At 62.2% G+C, this 19,241-nt stretch carries 19 protein-coding genes; 6 read left to right on the top strand and 13 right to left on the bottom strand.

Features of this window, described 5'->3' with window-relative positions:
• Positions 1-39 precede the first annotated feature (39 nt).
• On the bottom strand, positions 40-789 hold the full coding sequence (locus tag AC3WP7_RS05840; protein ID WP_102592793.1) for a substrate-binding periplasmic protein: 750 nt from the start codon (positions 787-789) through the stop codon (positions 40-42).
• 133 nt (positions 790-922) lie between these two features.
• Here AC3WP7_RS05840 and dnaX point away from each other — a divergent pair, with 133 nt between their 5' ends.
• The 5 genes from dnaX to AC3WP7_RS05815 all read left to right on the top strand — a co-directional run bounded on the left by dnaX (position 923) and on the right by AC3WP7_RS05815 (position 6,406).
• Positions 923-2,974, top strand: coding sequence for a DNA polymerase III subunit gamma/tau (gene dnaX, locus AC3WP7_RS05835; RefSeq protein WP_102592794.1), 2,052 nt, complete (start codon positions 923-925; stop codon positions 2,972-2,974).
• A 43-nt stretch (positions 2,975-3,017) separates the two neighbouring features.
• Positions 3,018-3,356 carry a YbaB/EbfC family nucleoid-associated protein gene (locus tag AC3WP7_RS05830; RefSeq protein WP_017527493.1) on the top strand — a complete coding sequence of 113 codons (339 nt, stop codon included), beginning with the start codon at positions 3,018-3,020 and terminating at the stop codon, positions 3,354-3,356.
• 133 nt (positions 3,357-3,489) lie between these two features.
• Entirely contained in the window at positions 3,490-4,524 is a 1,035-nt protein-coding gene (gene curA / locus AC3WP7_RS05825) for an NADPH-dependent curcumin/dihydrocurcumin reductase (protein WP_093529380.1), read from the top strand.
• A 65-nt stretch (positions 4,525-4,589) separates the two neighbouring features.
• Positions 4,590-5,192 carry a recombination mediator RecR gene (gene recR, locus AC3WP7_RS05820; RefSeq protein ID WP_015885312.1) on the top strand — a complete coding sequence of 201 codons (603 nt, stop codon included), beginning with the start codon at positions 4,590-4,592 and terminating at the stop codon, positions 5,190-5,192.
• A 65-nt stretch (positions 5,193-5,257) separates the two neighbouring features.
• Positions 5,258-6,406 carry an acyl-CoA dehydrogenase family protein gene (locus AC3WP7_RS05815; RefSeq protein ID WP_093122070.1) on the top strand — a complete coding sequence of 383 codons (1,149 nt, stop codon included), beginning with the start codon at positions 5,258-5,260 and terminating at the stop codon, positions 6,404-6,406.
• A gap of 114 nt (positions 6,407-6,520) precedes the next feature.
• On the opposite strand, the gene AC3WP7_RS05810 is transcribed toward AC3WP7_RS05815, so the two are convergent.
• Together AC3WP7_RS05810 and fnr are read right to left on the bottom strand one after the other, a co-directional pair.
• Positions 6,521-7,069 carry an adenine phosphoribosyltransferase gene (locus tag AC3WP7_RS05810; protein ID WP_071491373.1) on the bottom strand — a complete coding sequence of 183 codons (549 nt, stop codon included), beginning with the start codon at positions 7,067-7,069 and terminating at the stop codon, positions 6,521-6,523.
• Positions 7,070-7,149: 80 nt separating this feature from the next.
• Positions 7,150-7,884, bottom strand: a complete 735-nt coding sequence (fnr, locus tag AC3WP7_RS05805; protein WP_071491372.1) for a fumarate/nitrate reduction transcriptional regulator Fnr — start codon at positions 7,882-7,884, stop codon at positions 7,150-7,152.
• A 156-nt stretch (positions 7,885-8,040) separates the two neighbouring features.
• Here fnr and AC3WP7_RS05800 point away from each other — a divergent pair, with 156 nt between their 5' ends.
• The gene (locus AC3WP7_RS05800) at positions 8,041-8,538 is read left to right on the top strand and encodes a hypothetical protein (protein ID WP_102592795.1); all 498 of its coding nucleotides are present in this window, start codon (positions 8,041-8,043) and stop codon (positions 8,536-8,538) included.
• A gap of 6 nt (positions 8,539-8,544) precedes the next feature.
• Here the strand turns inward: AC3WP7_RS05800 and hemN are convergent, their stop codons facing one another.
• From hemN to ccoN, 10 genes are all read right to left on the bottom strand, one after another.
• Complete coding sequence (hemN, locus tag AC3WP7_RS05795; RefSeq protein ID WP_093122076.1) at positions 8,545-9,927, bottom strand: oxygen-independent coproporphyrinogen III oxidase; 1,383 nt, start codon at positions 9,925-9,927, stop codon at positions 8,545-8,547.
• 103 nt (positions 9,928-10,030) lie between these two features.
• Positions 10,031-10,714, bottom strand: coding sequence for a sulfite exporter TauE/SafE family protein (locus tag AC3WP7_RS05790; RefSeq protein WP_093122081.1), 684 nt, complete (start codon positions 10,712-10,714; stop codon positions 10,031-10,033).
• Positions 10,707-10,919 (bottom strand): cbb3-type cytochrome oxidase assembly protein CcoS, encoded by a 213-nt coding sequence (ccoS, locus tag AC3WP7_RS05785; protein ID WP_092242829.1) that lies wholly within the window; start codon positions 10,917-10,919, stop codon positions 10,707-10,709. The genes AC3WP7_RS05790 and ccoS overlap by 8 nt, the downstream gene beginning before the upstream one ends.
• Before the next feature lie 22 nt (positions 10,920-10,941).
• Complete coding sequence (locus AC3WP7_RS05780; protein WP_102592796.1) at positions 10,942-13,386, bottom strand: heavy metal translocating P-type ATPase; 2,445 nt, start codon at positions 13,384-13,386, stop codon at positions 10,942-10,944.
• A gap of 141 nt (positions 13,387-13,527) precedes the next feature.
• On the bottom strand, positions 13,528-14,067 hold the full coding sequence (locus AC3WP7_RS05775) for a FixH family protein (RefSeq protein WP_071491367.1): 540 nt from the start codon (positions 14,065-14,067) through the stop codon (positions 13,528-13,530).
• A gap of 14 nt (positions 14,068-14,081) precedes the next feature.
• A complete protein-coding gene (gene ccoG / locus AC3WP7_RS05770) occupies positions 14,082-15,485 on the bottom strand; it encodes a cytochrome c oxidase accessory protein CcoG (protein ID WP_071491543.1) in 1,404 nt (467 codons plus the stop codon).
• A gap of 302 nt (positions 15,486-15,787) precedes the next feature.
• On the bottom strand, positions 15,788-16,765 hold the full coding sequence (gene ccoP, locus AC3WP7_RS05765; protein WP_071491366.1) for a cytochrome-c oxidase, cbb3-type subunit III: 978 nt from the start codon (positions 16,763-16,765) through the stop codon (positions 15,788-15,790).
• On the bottom strand, positions 16,762-16,947 hold the full coding sequence (locus AC3WP7_RS05760; RefSeq protein WP_003175465.1) for a CcoQ/FixQ family Cbb3-type cytochrome c oxidase assembly chaperone: 186 nt from the start codon (positions 16,945-16,947) through the stop codon (positions 16,762-16,764). Before AC3WP7_RS05760 ends, ccoP begins: the two co-directional genes overlap by 4 nt.
• A 3-nt stretch (positions 16,948-16,950) precedes the next feature.
• Positions 16,951-17,559, bottom strand: coding sequence for a cytochrome-c oxidase, cbb3-type subunit II (gene ccoO / locus AC3WP7_RS05755; protein ID WP_003193167.1), 609 nt, complete (start codon positions 17,557-17,559; stop codon positions 16,951-16,953).
• The gene (ccoN, locus tag AC3WP7_RS05750) at positions 17,559-19,001 is read right to left on the bottom strand and encodes a cytochrome-c oxidase, cbb3-type subunit I (RefSeq protein WP_071491365.1); all 1,443 of its coding nucleotides are present in this window, start codon (positions 18,999-19,001) and stop codon (positions 17,559-17,561) included. The genes ccoO and ccoN overlap by 1 nt, the downstream gene beginning before the upstream one ends.
• Between the last annotated feature and the right edge of the window lie 240 nt (positions 19,002-19,241).

Here is a 19,241-nt window from a genome sequence, read left to right as displayed (position 1 = left end):
TGTTCGATTCGATGGAGCCAAGTCTATAAGGCGGCATTGTCAGTTTCTGTCAGGAGTCTCACCGGTGTAGAGCCGGATGATCTGCTCGATCTCGCCCGACTGCTGCATGCGCAGCAAGGTGCGCAGGATCAGCTGCACCGGCACATTCGGGTCGTTGCGCACGATGCAGCCCAGGCGCTGCTCATCAATCACCGCAACCTTGTGCAGCCGCTTGCCGACCGGCATGCGTTGGTTGAACCGCTCGAGCATCCATTCGTTGCTCACCGCAAACTTGAAGCGCCCGGCCACCAGTTTGTGCAGCACCTGCTCTTCGCTGCGCGCGTCGTCGCGGCTGAGCTGGCCGTTGGCGAACAGAGGGTCGAGGGACGCGTAGCGGTAATTGAGCACAGTGCCGATGGCCTGCGGTGCGAGTGTGTCCAGCTGTATCGGCTTCGGGGGGATGTGGGTGCTCACCAACAGGTTGCGCTGCACCATCAGCGGCACGCTCCAGACGTAATCGCCGGACGCGTCGTCGACCCAGGCCTGGGTGACATAACAGCGTACATCGATATCGCCATGCTCCATGGCGCTTGAGATACGCGCCCGTGCCAACACATGGAATTCGGCCGGCCGTCCGACCTGGGTAGCCAGGCTCAACATCAGGTCATACAAAATGCCCTGGGTGGGCCGGCCGCTGTCCAGTTGCACCATGGGCATCGCCCAGCTGTCGGAAACCGAGAAACGCAACGGTGCGGGCGCTGCCAGGCAAGCCGTGGTGATCATCCATAAAGCGCCCAGGACTACGCGCATACACACTCCGGGTTCAGGCCTTTTTGGGGCCAGCCAGGCAAGCTTAGTCAGATTAGGCGAGCGTGCCGGATGCAATTTCCCCCTTGCTCCGCTAGCATTACGGGCTTCCGCTTCCCAGTTGCGACGGTTTTCGATGAGTTATCAGGTTCTTGCACGTAAATGGCGTCCGCGCTCGTTCCGCGAAATGGTCGGCCAGACCCATGTGCTCAAGGCTCTGATCAATGCCTTGGACAGCCAACGGCTGCACCACGCCTACCTGTTCACCGGTACCCGTGGGGTGGGCAAGACCACCATTGCGCGCATCATCGCCAAATGCCTGAACTGTGAAACCGGTATCACTTCGACGCCCTGCGGCACCTGCTCGGTGTGCAAGGAAATCGACGAAGGGCGTTTCGTCGACCTGATCGAGATCGACGCCGCGAGCCGCACCAAGGTCGAAGACACCCGCGAGTTGCTCGACAACGTGCAGTACGCGCCCAGCCGTGGCCGCTTCAAGGTCTACCTGATCGACGAAGTGCACATGCTGTCCAGCCATTCCTTCAACGCCCTGTTGAAAACCCTGGAAGAGCCGCCGCCCTACGTCAAATTCATCCTGGCCACCACCGATCCGCAGAAACTTCCTGCAACGATTCTGTCGCGGTGCCTGCAGTTCTCCCTGAAAAACATGACCCCCGAGCGGGTGGTCGAGCATTTGACCCATGTGCTGGGCGTCGAGAACGTACCGTTCGAAGACGACGCGCTGTGGTTGCTCGGTCGCGCCGCCGATGGTTCGATGCGCGATGCCATGAGCCTCACCGACCAGGCCATCGCCTTTGGTGAAGGCAAGGTCATGGCCGCCGACGTGCGCGCCATGCTCGGCACCCTCGATCACGGCCAGGTCTTCGACGTGCTGCACGCGCTGATCGAAGGCGACGCCAAGGCGCTGCTCGAAGCCGTGCGCCACCTGTCGGAGCAAGGCCCGGACTGGAACGGCGTGCTCTCGGAAATTCTCAATGTGCTGCACCGTGTCGCCATCGCCCAGGCGCTGCCTGAAGGCGTCGACAACGGCCATGGCGATCGCGACCGTGTGCTGGCCCTGGCCCAGGCGCTGCCGGCTGAAGATGTGCAGTTCTACTACCAGATGGGCCTGATCGGCCGCCGCGACTTGCCCCTGGCGCCCGACCCGCGCGGCGGCTTTGAAATGGTGTTGCTGCGAATGCTGGCGTTCCGGCCCGCTGATTCGGCAGACGCGCCGAGACAGCCGCTAAAGCCAGTGGGGATCAGCCAGGCCACAGTTGATTCCGCCAAACCAGTGGCTGGCGCGGCGCAGGTCGCACCAGTGGTTGCTGCACCTGCACCTGCACCTGCACCGGTGCCTGAACCTGTGGCAGCTGCGCCAGTGGTCGAGCCGGCACCCGTTGTCGAGCCCGAGCCGGTCGTCGACCTGCCCTGGAATGATCCGGTCGAAGCAGACGCCGAGGCCGAGCAAGCGCCCGCCGTGGAGCCCGTGCTGGAAACCAGCGGCGAGCAGCCCGAACTGACACCGATGCCCACGCCGACTCCGGATAGCGTGGTGCCGGATGCCCCCGAATGGGTGTCTGCCCCCGTCCCCGAGCCGACCGTGGCCCAGGTGGAAGCCGCCACGCCGGGTATCGACCTCGACGACGAACCCCCGCTGGACGAAGACTACATCGAGCCGGACATGGATTCGGCCTACAGCTACCTGGACGACCTGGCCAGCGAGCACACCGCCGAACCGGCCCCCGAGCCCGAAGCGGAACCCGCTGCGGCCCCCGCCACCGGCCTGGCCCTGCAATGGCTGGAGCTGTTCCCGAAACTGCCGATCTCCGGCATGACCGGCAGCATCGCCGCCAACTGCACATTGATCTCCATCGAAGGCGACCACTGGCTGTTGCATCTGGACCCGGCCCACAGCGCCCTGTTCAACGCGACCCAGCAGCGCCGTCTCAACGATGCGCTGAACCAGTACCATGGGCGCACGCTGACCATCGCCATAGAGCTGATCAAGCCCGAGCAGGAAACCCCGGCCCAGGCCGCGACTCGTCGGCGCATCAACCGCCAGCGTGAGGCCGAGGATTCGATCCATGCCGATCCGCTCATCCAGCAAATGATGCAACAGTTCGGTGCGGTCGTCCGTCACGATACTATTGAACCTGTCGAAGCCCCGGTGCCCCAAGCGTCATAAAACCGGGCTACTTATTGATCCACGTACTTTTGAGGTGATTCCCATGATGAAAGGTGGCATGGCCGGCCTGATGAAGCAGGCGCAGCAGATGCAGGAAAAGATGGCCAAGATGCAGGAAGAACTGGCCAACGCCGAAGTCACCGGTAAAGCCGGTGGCGATATGGTCAGCGTGGTGATGACTGGTCGTCACGACATCAAGCGCGTGAGCATCGACCCGAGCCTGCTCGAAGGCGTCAGCGATGATGACCGCGAAGTGCTGGAAGACTTGTTCGCCGCGGCCGTCAACGACGCTGTGCGCAAGATCGAAGCCAACAGCCAGGACAAAATGTCCGGCGTGACCGCGGGCATGCAACTGCCTCCGGGCATGAAGCTGCCGTTCTGATCGGCGTGCTTTAGCTAGACTTCAATGCCAGGCCTTGTGCCTGGCATTTTTGTTTGTGCCAATTGGATCGAACCCGGGCACGCCACGCATGGTCTGCACCCTATACCGATGGATTCGATAAAGGAGCCCCTTCATGCCTCAAGAACCGACCCTGAACCAGCGCATCGTCCTGGTCTCGCGCCCCCAGGGCGCACCCACCCCGGAAAATTTCCGCCTGGAACGGGTGAACCTGCCGGAGCTGGCAGACGGCCAGGTCCTGCTGAAAACCCTGTACCTGTCCCTCGACCCCTACATGCGCGGCCGCATGAGCGATGCACCGTCCTACGCGGCGCCGGTAGAAATCGACGAAGTGATGACCGGTGGCGCTGTCAGTCGTATCGAGCAGTCGCGTAATCCGAAATTCGAAGTGGGCGACCTGGTGGTGGGTGCTACCGGTTGGCAGAGTCACAGCATTTCCGATGGTCGCAACCTGATGCCGGTGCCCAAGGGCCTGGCCAGCCCGTCGATGGCACTGGGCGTGCTGGGTATGCCGGGCATGACGGCCTACATGGGCCTGATGGACATCGGTCAGCCCAAGGCCGGGGAAACCCTGGTGGTGGCGGCCGCGTCCGGCGCGGTGGGCTCGGTGGTCGGGCAGGTAGCCAAGCTCAAGGGCTTGCGTGTGGTCGGGATCGCGGGGGGCGCAGAAAAGTGCCGCTATGCAGTGGACGAGCTGGGCTTTGATGCCTGCGTCGATCACAAGAGCGCGACCTTTGCCGATGACCTGGCGCAGACGTGCTTCAAGGGCGTCGACATCTATTTTGAAAACGTCGGCGGCAAGGTGTTCGATGCGGTGGTGCCGTTGTTGAATCCGAAGGCTCGCATCCCGCTGTGCGGGCTGATCGCCGGCTACAACGCCCATGAAGCCCCCAGCGGGCCTGATCGTTTGCCGGCACTGCAACGTACCTTGTTGACCAAGCGTGTGCGCATCCAGGGCTTTATCGTGTTCGATGACTACGGTGACCGCCAGCCTGAATTCCTCAGCGCCATGGCGCCGTGGGTGCGCGACGGCAAGATCAAGTTCCGCGAGGATGTGGTCGACGGTCTGGAGCAGGCGCCCGAAGCCTTTATCGGTTTGCTGGAAGGGCGCAATTTCGGCAAGTTGGTGGTACGCGTCGCGCAGGATTGAGTATTTGACGCTAATCCGGGGCGCGGGTATAAACCGCGTCTCGTTGTTTTGTCGGACCCATGCCCATGAGCTTCAGCCCCCTGATTCGCCAACTGATCGACGCCCTGCGCACATTGCCGGGTGTCGGCCAGAAAACCGCCCAGCGTATGGCGCTGCAACTGCTGGAGCGTGATCGCAGCGGCGGCACCCGATTGGCCCAGGCCTTGAGCCAGGCCATGACCGGCGTGGGTCACTGTCGCCAGTGTCGCACCCTCACCGAAGAAGAACTCTGCCCGCAATGCGCCGACCCGCGCCGCGACGACACGCTGCTGTGCGTGGTGGAAGGGCCGATGGATGTATACGCGGTGGAGCAGACCGGCTATCGCGGGCGCTACTTCGTGCTCAAGGGCCACCTGTCGCCCCTGGACGGCCTTGGCCCGGAAGCCATCGGCATTCCGCAACTGGTGGCGCGCATCGAAGAGCAGGGCACCTTTACCGAAGTGATCCTGGCCACCAACCCGACGGTGGAAGGCGAGGCAACCGCGCATTACATTGCCCAACTGCTCACCAACAAAGGTCTGATCACCTCGCGCATTGCCCATGGCGTGCCGCTGGGTGGCGAGTTGGAATTGGTCGATGGCGGCACGCTGGCGCATTCATTCGCCGGCCGCAAACCTATCGCGCTCTGACTCCATGACTTGATAACCAAGCAAGCGCTTGGTAATTTCGCTCCACCTCACCGTGGAGCTTGCCGATGTCTGCCTATCAGGACTACTTCGACCCCAGCCACCAATTGGTCCGCGACAGCGTGCGTCGCTTTGTCGAGCGCGAGATGCTGCCGGGTATCGAGCAATGGGAGGAGGCCGAAAGCTTTCCCCGGGAGTTGTACCTCAAGGCCGGAGCGGCGGGCATCCTCGGTATCGGTTATCCCGAAGCTTTCGGCGGCAGCCACGAAGGTGATCTGTTTGCCAAGGTCGCGGCCAGCGAGGAACTGATGCGCTGTGGCTCCGGTGGCGTGGTGGCAGGCTTGGGGTCGCTCGATATCGGTTTGCCGCCGGTGGTCAAATGGGCCAGGCCCGAGGTCCGCGAACGGGTGGTGCCCCAGGTGCTGGCCGGCGAAAAGATTATCGCCCTGGCAGTCACCGAACCGGGTGGCGGTTCTGATGTGGCCAGCCTGCAAACCCGGGCCATTCGTGACGGCGACCATTACCGCGTCAGCGGTAGCAAGACTTTCATTACCAGCGGCATCCGCGCCGATTTCTACACCGTCGCCGTCCGCACTGGCGGGCCGGGCTTTGCCGGGATCAGCCTGCTGCTGATCGAAAAAGACACTCCCGGTTTTACCGTCGGCCAGCCCCTGAAGAAAATGGGCTGGTGGGCGTCGGACACGGCTGAATTGTTCTTCGACGATTGTCGGGTGCCCGTAGGCAACCTGATCGGCGCCGAAAACATGGGCTTTGCCTGCATCATGGGCAACTTCCAGAGCGAGCGCCTGGCCCTGGCGCTCATGGCCAACATGACCGCGCAACTGGCCCTGGAGGAAAGCCTCAAATGGGCCGCCGAGCGCGAAGCCTTCGGCAAACCCATCGGCAAATTCCAGGTGATCAAGCATCGCCTGGCGGAAATGGCCACCGCCGTGGAGGTCTCTCGGGAGTTCACTTATCGGCAGGCAGCAAAGATGGCCGCCGGTATCAGCGTGATCAAGGAGATATCCATGGCCAAGAACCTTGCCACCGACACCGCCGACCGCGTCACCTACGACGCGGTGCAGATCCTCGGGGGCCAGGGTTATATGCGTGGCAGCCTGGTGGAGCGGTTGTATCGCGACAACCGTATCCTCTCCATCGGTGGCGGCACCCGTGAGGTAATGAATGAAATCATCAGCAAGCAGATGGGCTTCTGATCTTTAGTGCCTTTCAGTGCCTCATCGGGGGCAAGCCCCCTCCCACACTTGACCGGTTCACAGATCAAAATGTGGGAGGGGGCTTGCCCCCGATGGCGTCAGCCCAGGCAAGCGTTATTGTTCAGTCAGCGCAAACTGCGTCAGGCAGAATGTCGCAATCCCCATGTCCTCCAAACGTTGCGACCCCCCCAGCTCCGGCAAATCAATGATCGCCGCGGCCTCGAAGATCTTAGCGCCCATGCGGCGTACCAGGTTCGCCGCCGCGATCAGGGTGCCGCCGGTGGCGATCAGGTCATCGAACATCAACACCGAGTCGCCTTCGCACAGGCTGTCGGCGTGCACTTCGAGGAAGGCCTCGCCGTACTCGGTCTGGTAACCCTCGGCCAGCACGTCAGCGGGCAGCTTGCCCTGCTTGCGGAACAGGATCAGCGGCTTGTTCAGTTGGTAGGCGATGATCGAACCGATCAGGAAACCCCGCGCATCCATGGCGCCGATATGGGTGAAATCGGTCTCGACGTAGCGGTGGGCAAAGGTGTCGGCCACCAGGCGCAGGGCTCGGGGCGATTGGAACAGCGGCGTGATGTCACGAAAGATCACCCCGGGCTTGGGGAAGTCGATGACGGGACGGATCAGGGATTTGATGTCGAACGAATCGAAGGTCATCGTCGAAGAGTCCTGGGGCTGGAAACGGACTCGAAGTATACCTGCGGCCTCGCCGGTTGGCGCGGCCGCAAGTGTCTGCGTCAACCGTCTAACGAACCACCGGCCAGCGCGCACAACTGGATAGGGTCGAGGATATGCACTTCCTTGCCTTCGGCGGCGATCAGCTCGTTCTGCTGGAAACGGGTAAATACGCGGGACACGGTTTCCACCGCCAGGCCCAGGTAGTTGCCGATTTCGTTGCGCGACATGCTCAGGCGGAACTGGTTGGCCGAGAAACCCCGGGCACGGAACCGCGCCGACAGGTTGACCAGGAAGGTCGCGATGCGCTCGTCGGCGGTTTTCTTCGACAACAGCAGCATCATTTGCTGGTCGTCACGAATCTCGCGGCTCATTACGCGCATCAACTGGCGGCGCAGTTGCGGCAATTGCAGGGCCAGCTCGTCAAGGCGCTCGAAGGGGATTTCGCACACCGAGGTTGTCTCCAGCGCCTGGGCCGACACCGGGTGGATCTCGGTGTCCATGCCCGACAAGCCCACCAGTTCGCTGGGCAGGTGGAAACCGGTGAGCTGTTCTTCGCCGCTGTCGCTCAGGCTGAATGTCTTCAACGCACCCGAGCGTACTGCATAAACGGAATCGAACTTATCGCCCTGGCGAAACAGGAACTCACCTTTTTTCAGCGGGCGACCACGTTTAACGATCTCGTCCAGCGCATCCATGTCTTCCAGATTCAACGAAAGTGGCAAGCAGAGGGGGGCCAGGCTGCAATCCTTGCAATGAGCCTGGCTGTGAGCGCGCAGTTTAACTGGCTCGGACATTTCTTAAATCCTTGTGGGAAAACACACATAAGACGTAAGGGTAACGCACTGTGGGCTGGTGAGGCCAGCGTGTACAAAAAACCAGCAACGGTATAAAGAATTTTGTGTCGCCGCCGATACAAAGTCACGAATCCTTGAGCTTGGAGGCTCGATATCATGATTTCCATCGGTGCAACGAACGCTGCACGCACTCAGGTGCAGTCCTTTGCGGAGCCGAAAGACTTGGTAGCAGAAGCCAGGCTCGCCAAGGCTGCCAAAGCGCTCAAGGACCCTACTGAGGCGCCGCTGCGGGAAAAAAAGGACGAGGAGGGGGTGAAGGTGACCTTTTCCGGAGCTGCCTTGAAAGCCCTGACGGAGGCCAAGAAACCCAGCAGCGACATCGAAGACAGCGGTCTGCCGGATAACGTCCAGCAGGTTCTCAAGATGATTCGCAAGCTCAAGGAGCAGATCGCCGAGAAGCAGGCCGAACTGCAAGCCGTGATGGCGGACAAGAGCCTCAGCCCCGACGAGGCACGGATCAAGGTCAGCAATCTGCAAGGGGCGCTTGCCCAGTTGCAAGCGAGCCTGATGACCGCACAAACCTCCCTGGCCAAGGCCATGAAAGGCCTCAGCGGGGAAGACGCGTTGAAGGCCGGCTCCCTCGCTATGGCGTAGGGTGTTTCAGATCACCCGCGAAAACCGCTGCCTGTTCTGGTGTTCCAGGTAGGCATCGAACACCATGCACACCGAACGCACCAGCAGTCGCCCGGCTGGCAACACGCGAATGCCTTGGGCGTCGAGTTCGATCAGGCCATCCTCGGCCATCGCCGTCAGTTGCGGCCAGATGTCGTCGAAATACCCGCGAAAATCCATGTTGAAGGCTTGCTCGATCGTCTCGAATGCCAGGCTGAAATTGCAGATCAACTGCTGAATCACCTCCCGCCGCAAGCGATCGTCCGTGGTACAGACCAGGCCGCGACTGGTGGCCAGTTGCGCGCCGGCCAGGGTGTTCTGGTAGGCGTTGAGGTCACTGCTGTTCTGGCAGTACAGGTCGCCGATCTGGCTGATCGCTGACACCCCGAGCCCGATCAAGTCGCAATGACCGTGGGTGGTATAGCCCTGGAAATTGCGCTGCAGGGTGCCTTCTTCCTGGGCGATGGCCAACTCGTCGTCGGGCAGGGCGAAGTGGTCCATGCCGATGTAACGGTAGCCGGCCTGGGTCAGTTGCTCGATGGTGGTTTGCAGCATCAGCAGCTTTGACGCCGGGGACGGCAGTTCATCGGTGTTGATGCGCCGCTGGGGCATGAAACGTTCGGGCAGGTGAGCGTAGTTGAACACCGACAAGCGGTCGGGTTGCAGCCTGATCACCTCCTCCACGGTGCGCGCAAAATTGATCGGCGTTTGCTTGGGCAGGCCGTAGATCAGGTCGACATTGATCGAGCGAAATTGCAGGGTGCGTGCGGCATCGATCACCGCGCGGGTTTCTTCCAGGCTTTGCAGGCGGTTGACTGCCCGTTGTACCTCGGGGTCGAGGTCTTGCAGGCCGATGCTCACACGGTTGAAACCCAGTTCGCGCAGCAGGCCCATGGTGGCCCAATCCGCTTCGCGTGGGTCGATCTCGATGCCGTAGTCGCCCGAATCGTCATCCAGCAAATTGAAGTGCTGGCGCAGGCAGCTCATCACCTGGCGCAATTCGTCGTGGCTGAGAAAGGTCGGGGTGCCGCCGCCGAAGTGCAGCTGTTCCACCGGCTGTCTGGGGTCGAGGTGGCACGCCACCAGCTGGATTTCCTGCTCCAGGCGTTGCAGGTAGGCCTGGGCGCGGCCACGGTCCTTGGTGATGACCTTGTTGCAGGCGCAGTAGTAGCAGATGTTCGCGCAGAACGGCACATGCACATACAACGACAGCGGCCGCACCGCTTTGCGGCTGTCGCGCAGGGCGTGGAGCAGGTCGAAGGTGCCGACCTGGCTGTCGAATTGTACGGCGGTAGGGTAGGACGTGTAGCGCGGTCCCGCCAGGTCGTAGCGGTGAATCAGATCGGTATCCCAACGAATGGCGTCGAGCATGCGGGCGTTCCCCCGGATAGGCTAGTGGGCCGAGTCTAGGGGCGTGGCGGGGATGGCATCTTGATTTGCATCAACGGGGAGCGGCGCTATGCCACATGGCGATTTAGTGGCCCATCAACCAGTGCTGGTGCGGGCCGGGCAACGTCCAGATACCGAAGAGTATGACCAGCACGCCACCGGTCATCCGCACGCTGCGTTTGCGCAATAATGCAGTAACCCGTTCTGCGGCCAGGCCGGTAGCCAACAGCACCGGCCAGGTCCCCAGCCCGAACGCCAGCATCAGCAACCCGCTGTCCAGCGCATTGCCCTGGCTCGCTGCCCATAGCAGCGTGCTGTAGACCAATCCGCACGGCAACCATCCCCATAACGCGCCCAGCAGCAATGCACGCGGTACGTTGGACACGGGCAGCAAACGGTTGGCGACCGGCTGTATATAGCGCCATAGGCCGCGTCCGAGGCTTTCGATACGGGTGAGACCGCTCCACCAGCCCGCCAGGTACAGGCCCATGCTGATCAAGAGCAGGCCGGCGAGCACGCGCATGAACATCGCCGCCGGGCTGTTCGCCACCGCCCAGCCGGCGAGGCCGATCAACACGCCGGCCGCGGCATAGCTGAGGATGCGTCCCAGGTTGTAGGCCAGCAGCAATTGAAACCGGCGGCCGCGTTGCTCCTTGGGGATCGCCAGGGTCAGCGCGCCCATCAACCCGCCGCACATGCCCAGGCAATGGCCTCCACCGAGAAGGCCGAGGATCAGTGCAGAGACCAGCAGCGGCGCCAGCTCAAGCATGAGGCGGGTCTTTTGGTGGTTGTTCGGAGTGGTTGGCCTCTTCGACGCCGGCCAGGTGGTTCGGGTCCTGGTCGTCGAACAGCACGCTATGGGCCGGGCCGTCGAGGTCGTCGTACTGGCCGCTGTCCACCGCCCAGAAGAAGATGTAGATGGCCACGCCCACTAACAGCAGCGCCGCCGGGATCATTACGTATAAAGCTGGCATCTGCACTCCATGCCCGCACGGCTCACACTGGCAGCGGGCGGGTTACTGAGGGGGCTCGGGCGGCCGGCGCGCTCGGCAGGCGAGTCAGGCGCAGGGCATTGAGCACCACGGTCAACGAACTGAGGGACATGCCGATCGCCGCCCAGATGGGAGTGATCCAGCCCAGGGCGGCAAACGGCAGCATAAGGCCATTGTACAACCCGGCCCACAGCAGGTTTTCAATGATTACCCGGCGAGTGCGCCGCGCCAGAGTAAAGGCTTGCACCAGGGCGTCCAGGCGGTTTGACAGCAACACCGCATCGGCGCTGGTCTTGGCCAGGTCGGTGGCCGTGCCCATCGCCACGCTGATGTCCGCGGCGGCGAGTACCGGCACATCGTTGACACCGTCGCCAAGCATCAGCACTTTGCGGCCTTGCTTGTGCAGTTGCTGAAGGACTTGCAGCTTGTCATCCGGGCGCAGGCCGCCGTGGGCCTCGTCGATACCCAGCTCGGCGGCGACGCTGGCGACCATCGGCGAACTGTCACCGGACAGCAATAGCGTGCGCCAACCCCGCGCCTTGCACGCGGCCAGCAATGCAGGCGCATCACTGCGCAGGCGGTCGTCGAGCACGAACCAGGCCAGGGCGCCGTCGCGGTCGCCGAGCAATAGCCATTGGCCGCAAACCTCCGGCGCTGCCGGGATCGGGCAACCACTGAGTTCGCAGACAAAGCCCGGCTGGCCAATGCGCAATACGCGCTCGCCGACGCGACCTTCAAGGCCCAGTCCTGGCGAACTGACGACCTCATCGGCGGCCACTGGTGCCCGCCCAAAGGCGCGGGCAATCGGGTGTTCGGAGCGGTTTTCCAGGGCGGCGGCGAGGCTCAGGCACAGGTCGGTACTCAAGGTGCCCAGCGGGCGTATGGCTCTCAACGCCAGGCGCCCTTCGGTGAGGGTGCCGGTCTTGTCGAAGATCACCGTGTCGATCTGGTTGAGCCCTTCCAGCACATGGCCGCGCGTCAACAGCAGCCCGAGTTTGTGCAAGGTGCCGGTGGCGGCGGTGAGGGCGGTAGGTGTCGCAAGGGACAACGCGCAGGGGCAGGTCGCCACCAGCATCGCCAGCACAATCCAGAACGCCCGCGACGCATCCAGCTCCCACCACAGTAAGCCGATCAGCGCGGCGGCGATCAGCGAGCACAACAGGAACCACTGTGCGGCGCGGTCGGCGATCTGCGCCAGGCGTGGTTTATCGGCCTGGGCGCGCTCCAGCAGGCGCACGATGGCGGACAGGCGCGTGTCATGACCCAGGGCACGTACTTCGACGGTCAATGCCCCCTCGACATTCAGCGTGCCTGCCGTGACCGCATCGCCGCTTTGGCGCGGTTGCGGCAGGTACTCACCGGTGAGCAGGGATTCATCGATGCTCGATTGCCCGTCGAGGATCACGCCATCCGCCGGCAGCACGGCGCCGGGGTGCACCAGCACGCGGTCGCCCAGGGTCAGTTCGGGGAGCAGGATGCGCTCGCTCTGGCCGTCGGCCTTGAGTCGCAGGCACGAGGCGGGCAGCAGGTTCACCAGTTGCGCCGTCGCGGCGGCCGTGCGCTCCCTGGCGCGGCGCTCCAGGTAACGGCCGGCCAGCAGGAACAACGCAAACATGCCCACCGCATCGAAGTACAACTCGCCCACGCCGGTGATTGCCGTCCAGATGCCCGCCAGGTAAGCCCCGCCGATGGCCAGGGACACTGAGACATCCATGGTCAGGTGGCGCGTGCGCAAGTCGCGCAAGGCGCCCTTGAAAAACGGTGCGCAGCTGTAGAACACGATGGGTGTTGTAAGAAACATCGCCACCCAGCGCAGGATCACGTGCAGCTCCGGGCTCAGGTCGATATTGAATTCCGGCCAGGTAGCCATGGTTGCCATCATTGCCTGGAACCACAGCAAGCCGGCCACGCCCAATTGGCGCAGGGCCAGGCGATTTTCGCCGGCCAGCTGCTCGGCAGCGCGATCGGCCTGATAGGGGTGAGCGGCGTAGCCGATATGGCGCAGTTCACTGAGCAGTTGGCTCAATGGCAGTTGCCCATCAACCCAACGAACGTGCAGGCGGTGGTTGGACAGGTTCAACCGCGCCTCGGCCACGGCGGGCAGGCTGCGCAGGTGTTTCTCGATCAGCCAGCCGCAGGCGGCGCAGCTGATGCCCTCCATCAGCAGGGTGGTTTCGGCCAGCTCGCCCTCGTGGCGCACGAAGGGTTTCTGCACGTCGGCGCGGTCATACAGCGCCAATTCGTCCACCAGTTGCACCGGCAACGCCTCGGGGTTGGCCGAGGCTTCGCTGCGGTGCTGGTAATAACTTTCCAGGCCACCGGCCACGATGGCTTCGGCCACGGCCTGGCAGCCGGGGCAGCAGAGTTCGCGGCGCTCACCGAGGATGACCGTGGTGAAACGGCTACCGGAGGGGACGGGGAGGGCGCAGTGGTAGCAGGGGGTGGTCATGGCTTGGGAATCTATGGTGGCTGGTAGGGCCTCATCGGGGGCAAGCCCCCTCCCACATTTGACTGATTTCACCAATAGATATGTGTAAACCCAATCCAGTGTGGGAGGGGGCTTGCCCCCGATGCGCGAAGCGCAGGCTTTTTACTTTTTCAGGTCTTCGGCACCCTGCAACGGTTCATCACCCAGCAGCAAGTCCTTGTCGTGGCTGACTTGTTCTTCCTCGAACATGCGCCAGGTCCGGTCGCCTTCCACGCCGAGCAACTCGACGAACCGCCGGCCTTCGACCTTGTCGGTGACCTGGCCGATGTAGCGGCCGGGCTCGCTGTCGCTGCGGGCCAGGTTGATCTTGCGGTCTTTCTCCGGCTGGGTCGGGGAAATCAGGTTCAATTCCAGGGTTTTCGGGTTGCTGTAGCCGGTGAGGTTGACCTCGACTTCACCGGTCAGCTCATCCAGGTGCACCTTGGCGCGCAGTTGCAAGGTCTGGGCCAGCAGCTCGCGGTCCAGGGAGCGGTTGATGCCTTTGCCGGCCTCGTAGTAGTTGTCGTTGACCAGGTTGTCCGGGTTGTTGACCGCGATGGTCACCATGGACAGGGTCAAGGTCACCGAACAGGCCAGGATGCCGATGATGATCCACGGCCAGAGGTGCTTGTACCAAGGGCTTGCGGCGGTTGCTACGGACATTGTTCGGTTCCCTGTTAGCGGACTTGAGGGCCGATGAATCGGCTCTTGGCTTCAATATGGACGCTGGCGTCATCGGCATCGGTGAGGATGAATTTCACCTCGTTGGTGCTCGACGGCAATTGTTCCGGCGCACTCGACAGCTCCACCGGCATGCTGACGATATCGCCGGCCGCCACCTTGATCTCCCGGCGGCCTTGCAGCTTGAGGTCGGGCAGGCCGGCGGCATCGAGCACGTAGGTGTGGTCGCGTTGGTCCTTGTTCATGATCTTCAGGCTGTAGACGTTTTCGATGCGGCCTTCAGCGTTCTCGCGGTACAGCACGCGGTCCTTGCTCACGTCGAAACCCACCAGAGAGCGCATGAAGAACGCCGCCACCAGCAGGCTGATCATCGCCAGCAACACCAGGGCGTAGCCGATCAGGCGCGGGCGCAGCTTGTGGGTTTTCTGCCCGGACAGGTTGTGCTCGGTGGTGTAGCTGATCAGGCCGCGCGGGTACTCCATCTTGTCCATGATGTTGTCGCAGGCATCGATACAGGCGGCGCAGCCGATGCACTCGATCTGCAGGCCGTCGCGGATGTCGATACCGGTGGGGCACACCTGCACGCACATCGTGCAATCGATGCAATCGCCCAGGCCCTGGGCCTTGTAGTCGGTACCTTTTTTACGCGGGCCGCGCAGTTCGCCGCGGCGTGGGTCGTAGGAAACGATCAGGGTGTCCTTGTCGAACATCACGCTCTGGAAGCGCGCGTACGGGCACATGTAGATGCACACCTGTTCGCGCAGCCAGCCGGCGTTGCCGTAGGTGGCAAGGGTGAAGAAACCCACCCAGAAATACGACCAGCCATCGGCCTGGCCGGTGAAAAAGTCGAACACCAGTTCGCGGATCGGCGAGAAGTAGCCGACAAAGGTCATGCCGGTGACAAAGCCGATCAACAGCCACAGGGTGTGCTTGCTGAATTTGCGCAGGAATTTGTTGGCGCCCATCGGTGCCTTGTCGAGCTTGATGCGCTGGTTGCGGTCGCCTTCGGTGACCTTCTCACACCACATGAAGATCCACGTCCACACGCTCTGCGGGCAGGTGTAGCCGCACCACACGCGACCGGCGTACACCGTGATGAAGAACAGGCCAAACGCGGCAACGATGAGAATGCCCGAGAGCAGGATGAAGTCCTGGGGCCAGAAAGTTGCCCCGAAAATGAAGAACTTGCGCTCGGGCAGGTTCCACCACACGGCCTGGTGGCCACCCCAGTTCAGCCACACCGTGCCGAAGTACAGCAGGAACAGACCGGCCCCGCCGAGCATGCGCAAGTTGCGGAACAGGCCGGTGAAGGCGCGCGTGTAGATTTTCTCTCGCGAGGCGTAGAGGTCGACGGTTTTGGCAGGCGGGGTAACGTCATGTACCGGTATCTGGTTACTCATCATTGCATCCCACGGCGGTGGAGATTTGCCTTGGCCAGTACGTGCCAGCCGGGGTCAAATTAGGGGTGTTGCAGTGGTGTAATGATACGCCCCCGGTGGTGCTGAAAGGGGGCGACCTAAGTGATCTGGATCAATTGATCTGGCAAGTATGGCCGGTTTTGGCTGGCCCGGTTCTCTGAAACACTGCGGATCCAATGTGGGAGGGGGCTTGCCCCCGATAGCGGTGGATCAGCGACAGATGCACTGACTGACACACTGCAATCGGGGGCAAGCCCCCTCCCACATTGGTATTGCAGCGGCTTTTATTGCTCTTCAGCCTTCTTATCCCCATGGGACAAGCTGTACACATACGCCGCCAGCAAGTGCACCTTGTCATTGCCTTGCAGCTGTTCCTGCGCCGGCATCTGGCCCTGGCGGCCCCAACGGATGGTCTGTTGCAGTTGGGCGAAGCTCGAGCCGTAGATGAAGGCGCCCGGGTGGGTCAGGTCGGGCGCGCCCATGGCAGGAGTGCCTTTACCGGCCGGGCCGTGGCAGGCCACGCAGTTGGCGGCGAAGAGTTTCTCGCCGTTGGCCACATCGGCTTTCACGCCTTCGGGCAGTTTGCGCCCGTCGAGGTTGGTGAGCACGAACGCAGCCACATCGCTGACGCCTTGCTCCTTGAGGATATCCAACCAGGCCGGCATTACCGCATGACGGCCCTTCATGATGGTTTCCTTGATGGTGGCCGGCTCGCCGCCCCAGCGCCAGTCGGCATCGGTCAGGTTGGGGAAGCCATAGGCGCCCTTGGCATCGGAACCGTGGCACACCGAGCAGTTGGAGGCGAACAGGCGACCCCCCATCTTCAACGCTTGCGGGTCCTTGGCCACTTCTTCAATCGGCATCGACGCGAATTTGGCGAAGATCGGCCCGAACTTGGCGTCCGACCTGGCCATTTCCTTTTCCCATTCGTGCACGCCGGTCCAGCCGGTCTGGCCATTGGCGAAGGGGGTTTGCTTGTCGGTGTCGAGGTAGTTGTAGCCCGGCAGCAGGCCCTTCCAGTTGCCCAGGCCGGGGTACAGCGCCAGGTAGCCGAGGGCGAAGACGATGGTGCCGACGAACAGCATGAACCACCACTTGGGCAGCGGGTTGTCGTATTCCTCGATGCCGTCGAACGAATGGCCGACGGTCTCGTCGGTTTGCTCGGCGCGCTGGCCCTTGCGGGTCGACAGCAGCAGCCAGGTCAGGGCGAAGATGGTACCCAGACTGAGGACTGTGACGTACAGACTCCAGAACGTAGTCATTCTTTGTTACTCCTAGAAGCTTGCTCGACGTGCTTGATGGCTTCGGGATCATCCGCAAAGGGCAGCAAGGTCGCGTCTTCAAACTCCGACTTGCGCTTGGGGCTGAACACCCACAACGCCAGGCCGATAAAGGCCACCATCACCACAACGGTGCCCAGGCCACGAATCATCCCGATATCCATAGATCACCGTTTGCTTTTGATGATGGTGCCCAGGCCCTGCAGGTAGGCCACCAGTGCGTCCATTTCGGTCTTGCCCTTCACGGCGGCCGCTGCACCGGCGATGTCTTCGTCGGTGTAGGGCACGCCCAGGGTGCGCAAGACCTCCATCTTCTTCGCGGTGTCCTTGCCGTCGAGCTTGTTTTCCACGAGGAACGGGTACGCCGGCATTTTCGACTCAGGCACCACATTGCGCGGGTTGTACAGGTGCGCACGCTGCCAGTCATCGGAGTAACGCCCGCCGACACGGGCCAGGTCCGGGCCGGTACGCTTGGAACCCCACAGGAACGGGTGGTCCCACACGCTTTCACCGGCGACCGAGTAGTGGCCGTAGCGTTCGGTTTCGGCACGGAACGGGCGGATCATCTGCGAGTGGCAGCCGACACAACCGTTGGCGATGTAGACGTCGCGGCCTTCCAGTTCAAGGGCGGTGCGCGGCTTCATGCCTTCCACCGGCTTGTTGGTCACGTCCTGGAAAAACAGCGGAACGATCTGGGTCAGGCCGCCGATACTCACGGCGATGACCATGAAGAAGGCCAGCAGGCCGATATTCTTCTCGACTACTTCATGCTTCATCAGTGAGCTCCCACAACGGCGATCTTGGCGGCGGCTTCGGCTTCTGCCGGGTCGGCGGCACGCACGGTGCGCCAGACGTTGTAGGCCATCAGGAACATGCCGGAGGCAAAGAATGCACCGCCCAGGGCGCGCACGATGTAACCCGGATGGCTGGCTTGCAGCGCTTCGACGAAGGAGTAGGTGAGGGTGCCGTCATCGTTGATGGCTCGCCACATCAGGCCCTGGGTGATGCCGTTGACCCACATCGAGGCGATGTAGAGCACGGTGCCGATGGTGGCCAGCCAGAAGTGCGCGTTGATCAGGCCAACGCTGTGCATCTGCGGACGGCCGAACAGTTTGGGGATCATGTGGTACAGCGCGCCGATGGAGATCATCGCCACCCAACCGAGGGCGCCGGCGTGTACGTGGCCGATGGTCCAGTCGGTGTAGTGGGACAGCGAGTTGACGGTCTTGATCGCCATCATCGGCCCTTCGAAGGTCGACATGCCGTAGAACGCCAGCGACACCACCAGGAAGCGCAGGATCGGGTCGGTGCGCAATTTATGCCAGGCGCCGGACAGGGTCATCATGCCGTTGATCATGCCGCCCCAGCTCGGGGCCAGCAGGATGATCGACATCGCCATGCCCAGGGACTGTGCCCAGTCCGGCAACGCGGTGTAGTGCAAGTGGTGCGGGCCGGCCCAGATGTACAGGGTGATCAGCGCCCAGAAATGCACGATGGACAGGCGGTACGAGTAAATGGGACGTTCGGCCTGTTTCGGCACGAAGTAGTACATCATCCCCAGGAAACCGGTGGTCAGGAAGAAACCCACGGCGTTGTGGCCGTACCACCACTGGATCATCGCGTCCGTGGCCCCGGCGTAGGCCGAGTAGGACTTGAACAGGCTCACCGGCAACGAGGCGTGGTTGACGATGTGCAGCATCGCCGTTACCAGGATGAACGCGCCGTAGAACCAGTTGCCCACGTAGATGTGCTTGGTCTTGCGCTTGACGATGGTGCCGAAGAACACCACGGCGTAGGTCACCCACACGATGGCGAGCAAAATGGCGATGGGCCATTCCAGCTCGGCGTATTCCTTGGTGGTGGTGTAGCCCAGTGGCAGGGTGACGATGGCGCCAACGATGACTGCTTGCCAACCCCAGAAGGTGAAGGCCGCAAGGCTGTCGGAGATCAGTCGCGTCTGGCAGGTTCGCTGCACGACATAGTAGGAGGTGGCAAACAATGCACATCCGCCGAAGGCGAAGATCACCAGGTTGGTGTGCAGCGGGCGCAGGCGGCCAAAGGTCGTCCATGGCAAACCGAAATTCAATTCCGGCCAGACCAGTTGCGAGGCGATGAACACCCCGAGCCCCATGCCAAGGATCCCCCAGACCACCGTCATGATGGCGAACTGGCGGACTACCTTATAGTTATAAGCAGTCGGACTGATTGCTGTGCTCATTCTAAGGTTCCACGGTTTAGGTTTTTTTATAGGTAAAATCGGCCGCAAGTATGTAGAAAGCGAGGGGTCATTGCAACGCAATGACTGACCTGTATCAATGCGTTCCACGCCAGATTCTGCGCCCTTTCCATGTTTGGTGTAAGGACAAAATCGGAAATCGAAAGCTGATCGAGTGGACAGGAAAATTCGAGGGTCGCAACGAATGTCGTTGCGTACGCCAGGATCGGTCCGCTGTGGGAA

Source organism: Pseudomonas sp. FW305-3-2-15-C-LB1, assembly GCF_058787615.1.
The sequence above is the reverse complement of the archived record's forward strand: the minus strand, read 5'-3'. Positions and strand labels throughout refer to the sequence as shown.

Bases quoted from the DNA above. Each gene is read 5' to 3' on its own strand.
- ccoP (WP_071491366.1), bottom strand. From the start codon at position 16,765: ATGACTACGTTCTGGAGTCTGTACGTCACAGTCCTCAGTCTGGGTACC.
- AC3WP7_RS05830 (WP_017527493.1), top strand. From the start codon at position 3,018: ATGATGAAAGGTGGCATGGCCGGCCTGATGAAGCAGGCGCAGCAGATG.
- dnaX (WP_102592794.1), top strand. From the start codon at position 923: ATGAGTTATCAGGTTCTTGCACGTAAATGGCGTCCGCGCTCGTTCCGC.
- fnr (WP_071491372.1), bottom strand. From the start codon at position 7,884: ATGTCCGAGCCAGTTAAACTGCGCGCTCACAGCCAGGCTCATTGCAAG.
- ccoN (WP_071491365.1), bottom strand. From the start codon at position 19,001: ATGAGCACAGCAATCAGTCCGACTGCTTATAACTATAAGGTAGTCCGC.
- AC3WP7_RS05790 (WP_093122081.1), bottom strand. From the start codon at position 10,714: ATGCTTGAGCTGGCGCCGCTGCTGGTCTCTGCACTGATCCTCGGCCTT.
- hemN (WP_093122076.1), bottom strand. From the start codon at position 9,927: ATGCTCGACGCCATTCGTTGGGATACCGATCTGATTCACCGCTACGAC.
- ccoO (WP_003193167.1), bottom strand. From the start codon at position 17,559: ATGAAGCATGAAGTAGTCGAGAAGAATATCGGCCTGCTGGCCTTCTTC.
- recR (WP_015885312.1), top strand. From the start codon at position 4,590: ATGAGCTTCAGCCCCCTGATTCGCCAACTGATCGACGCCCTGCGCACA.
- curA (WP_093529380.1), top strand. From the start codon at position 3,490: ATGCCTCAAGAACCGACCCTGAACCAGCGCATCGTCCTGGTCTCGCGC.
- AC3WP7_RS05775 (WP_071491367.1), bottom strand. From the start codon at position 14,067: ATGTCCGTAGCAACCGCCGCAAGCCCTTGGTACAAGCACCTCTGGCCG.
- AC3WP7_RS05760 (WP_003175465.1), bottom strand. From the start codon at position 16,947: ATGGATATCGGGATGATTCGTGGCCTGGGCACCGTTGTGGTGATGGTG.
- AC3WP7_RS05780 (WP_102592796.1), bottom strand. From the start codon at position 13,386: ATGACCACCCCCTGCTACCACTGCGCCCTCCCCGTCCCCTCCGGTAGC.
- AC3WP7_RS05800 (WP_102592795.1), top strand. From the start codon at position 8,041: ATGATTTCCATCGGTGCAACGAACGCTGCACGCACTCAGGTGCAGTCC.
- ccoG (WP_071491543.1), bottom strand. From the start codon at position 15,485: ATGAGTAACCAGATACCGGTACATGACGTTACCCCGCCTGCCAAAACC.
- AC3WP7_RS05840 (WP_102592793.1), bottom strand. From the start codon at position 789: ATGCGCGTAGTCCTGGGCGCTTTATGGATGATCACCACGGCTTGCCTG.
- AC3WP7_RS05810 (WP_071491373.1), bottom strand. From the start codon at position 7,069: ATGACCTTCGATTCGTTCGACATCAAATCCCTGATCCGTCCCGTCATC.
- ccoS (WP_092242829.1), bottom strand. From the start codon at position 10,919: ATGCCAGCTTTATACGTAATGATCCCGGCGGCGCTGCTGTTAGTGGGC.
- AC3WP7_RS05815 (WP_093122070.1), top strand. From the start codon at position 5,258: ATGTCTGCCTATCAGGACTACTTCGACCCCAGCCACCAATTGGTCCGC.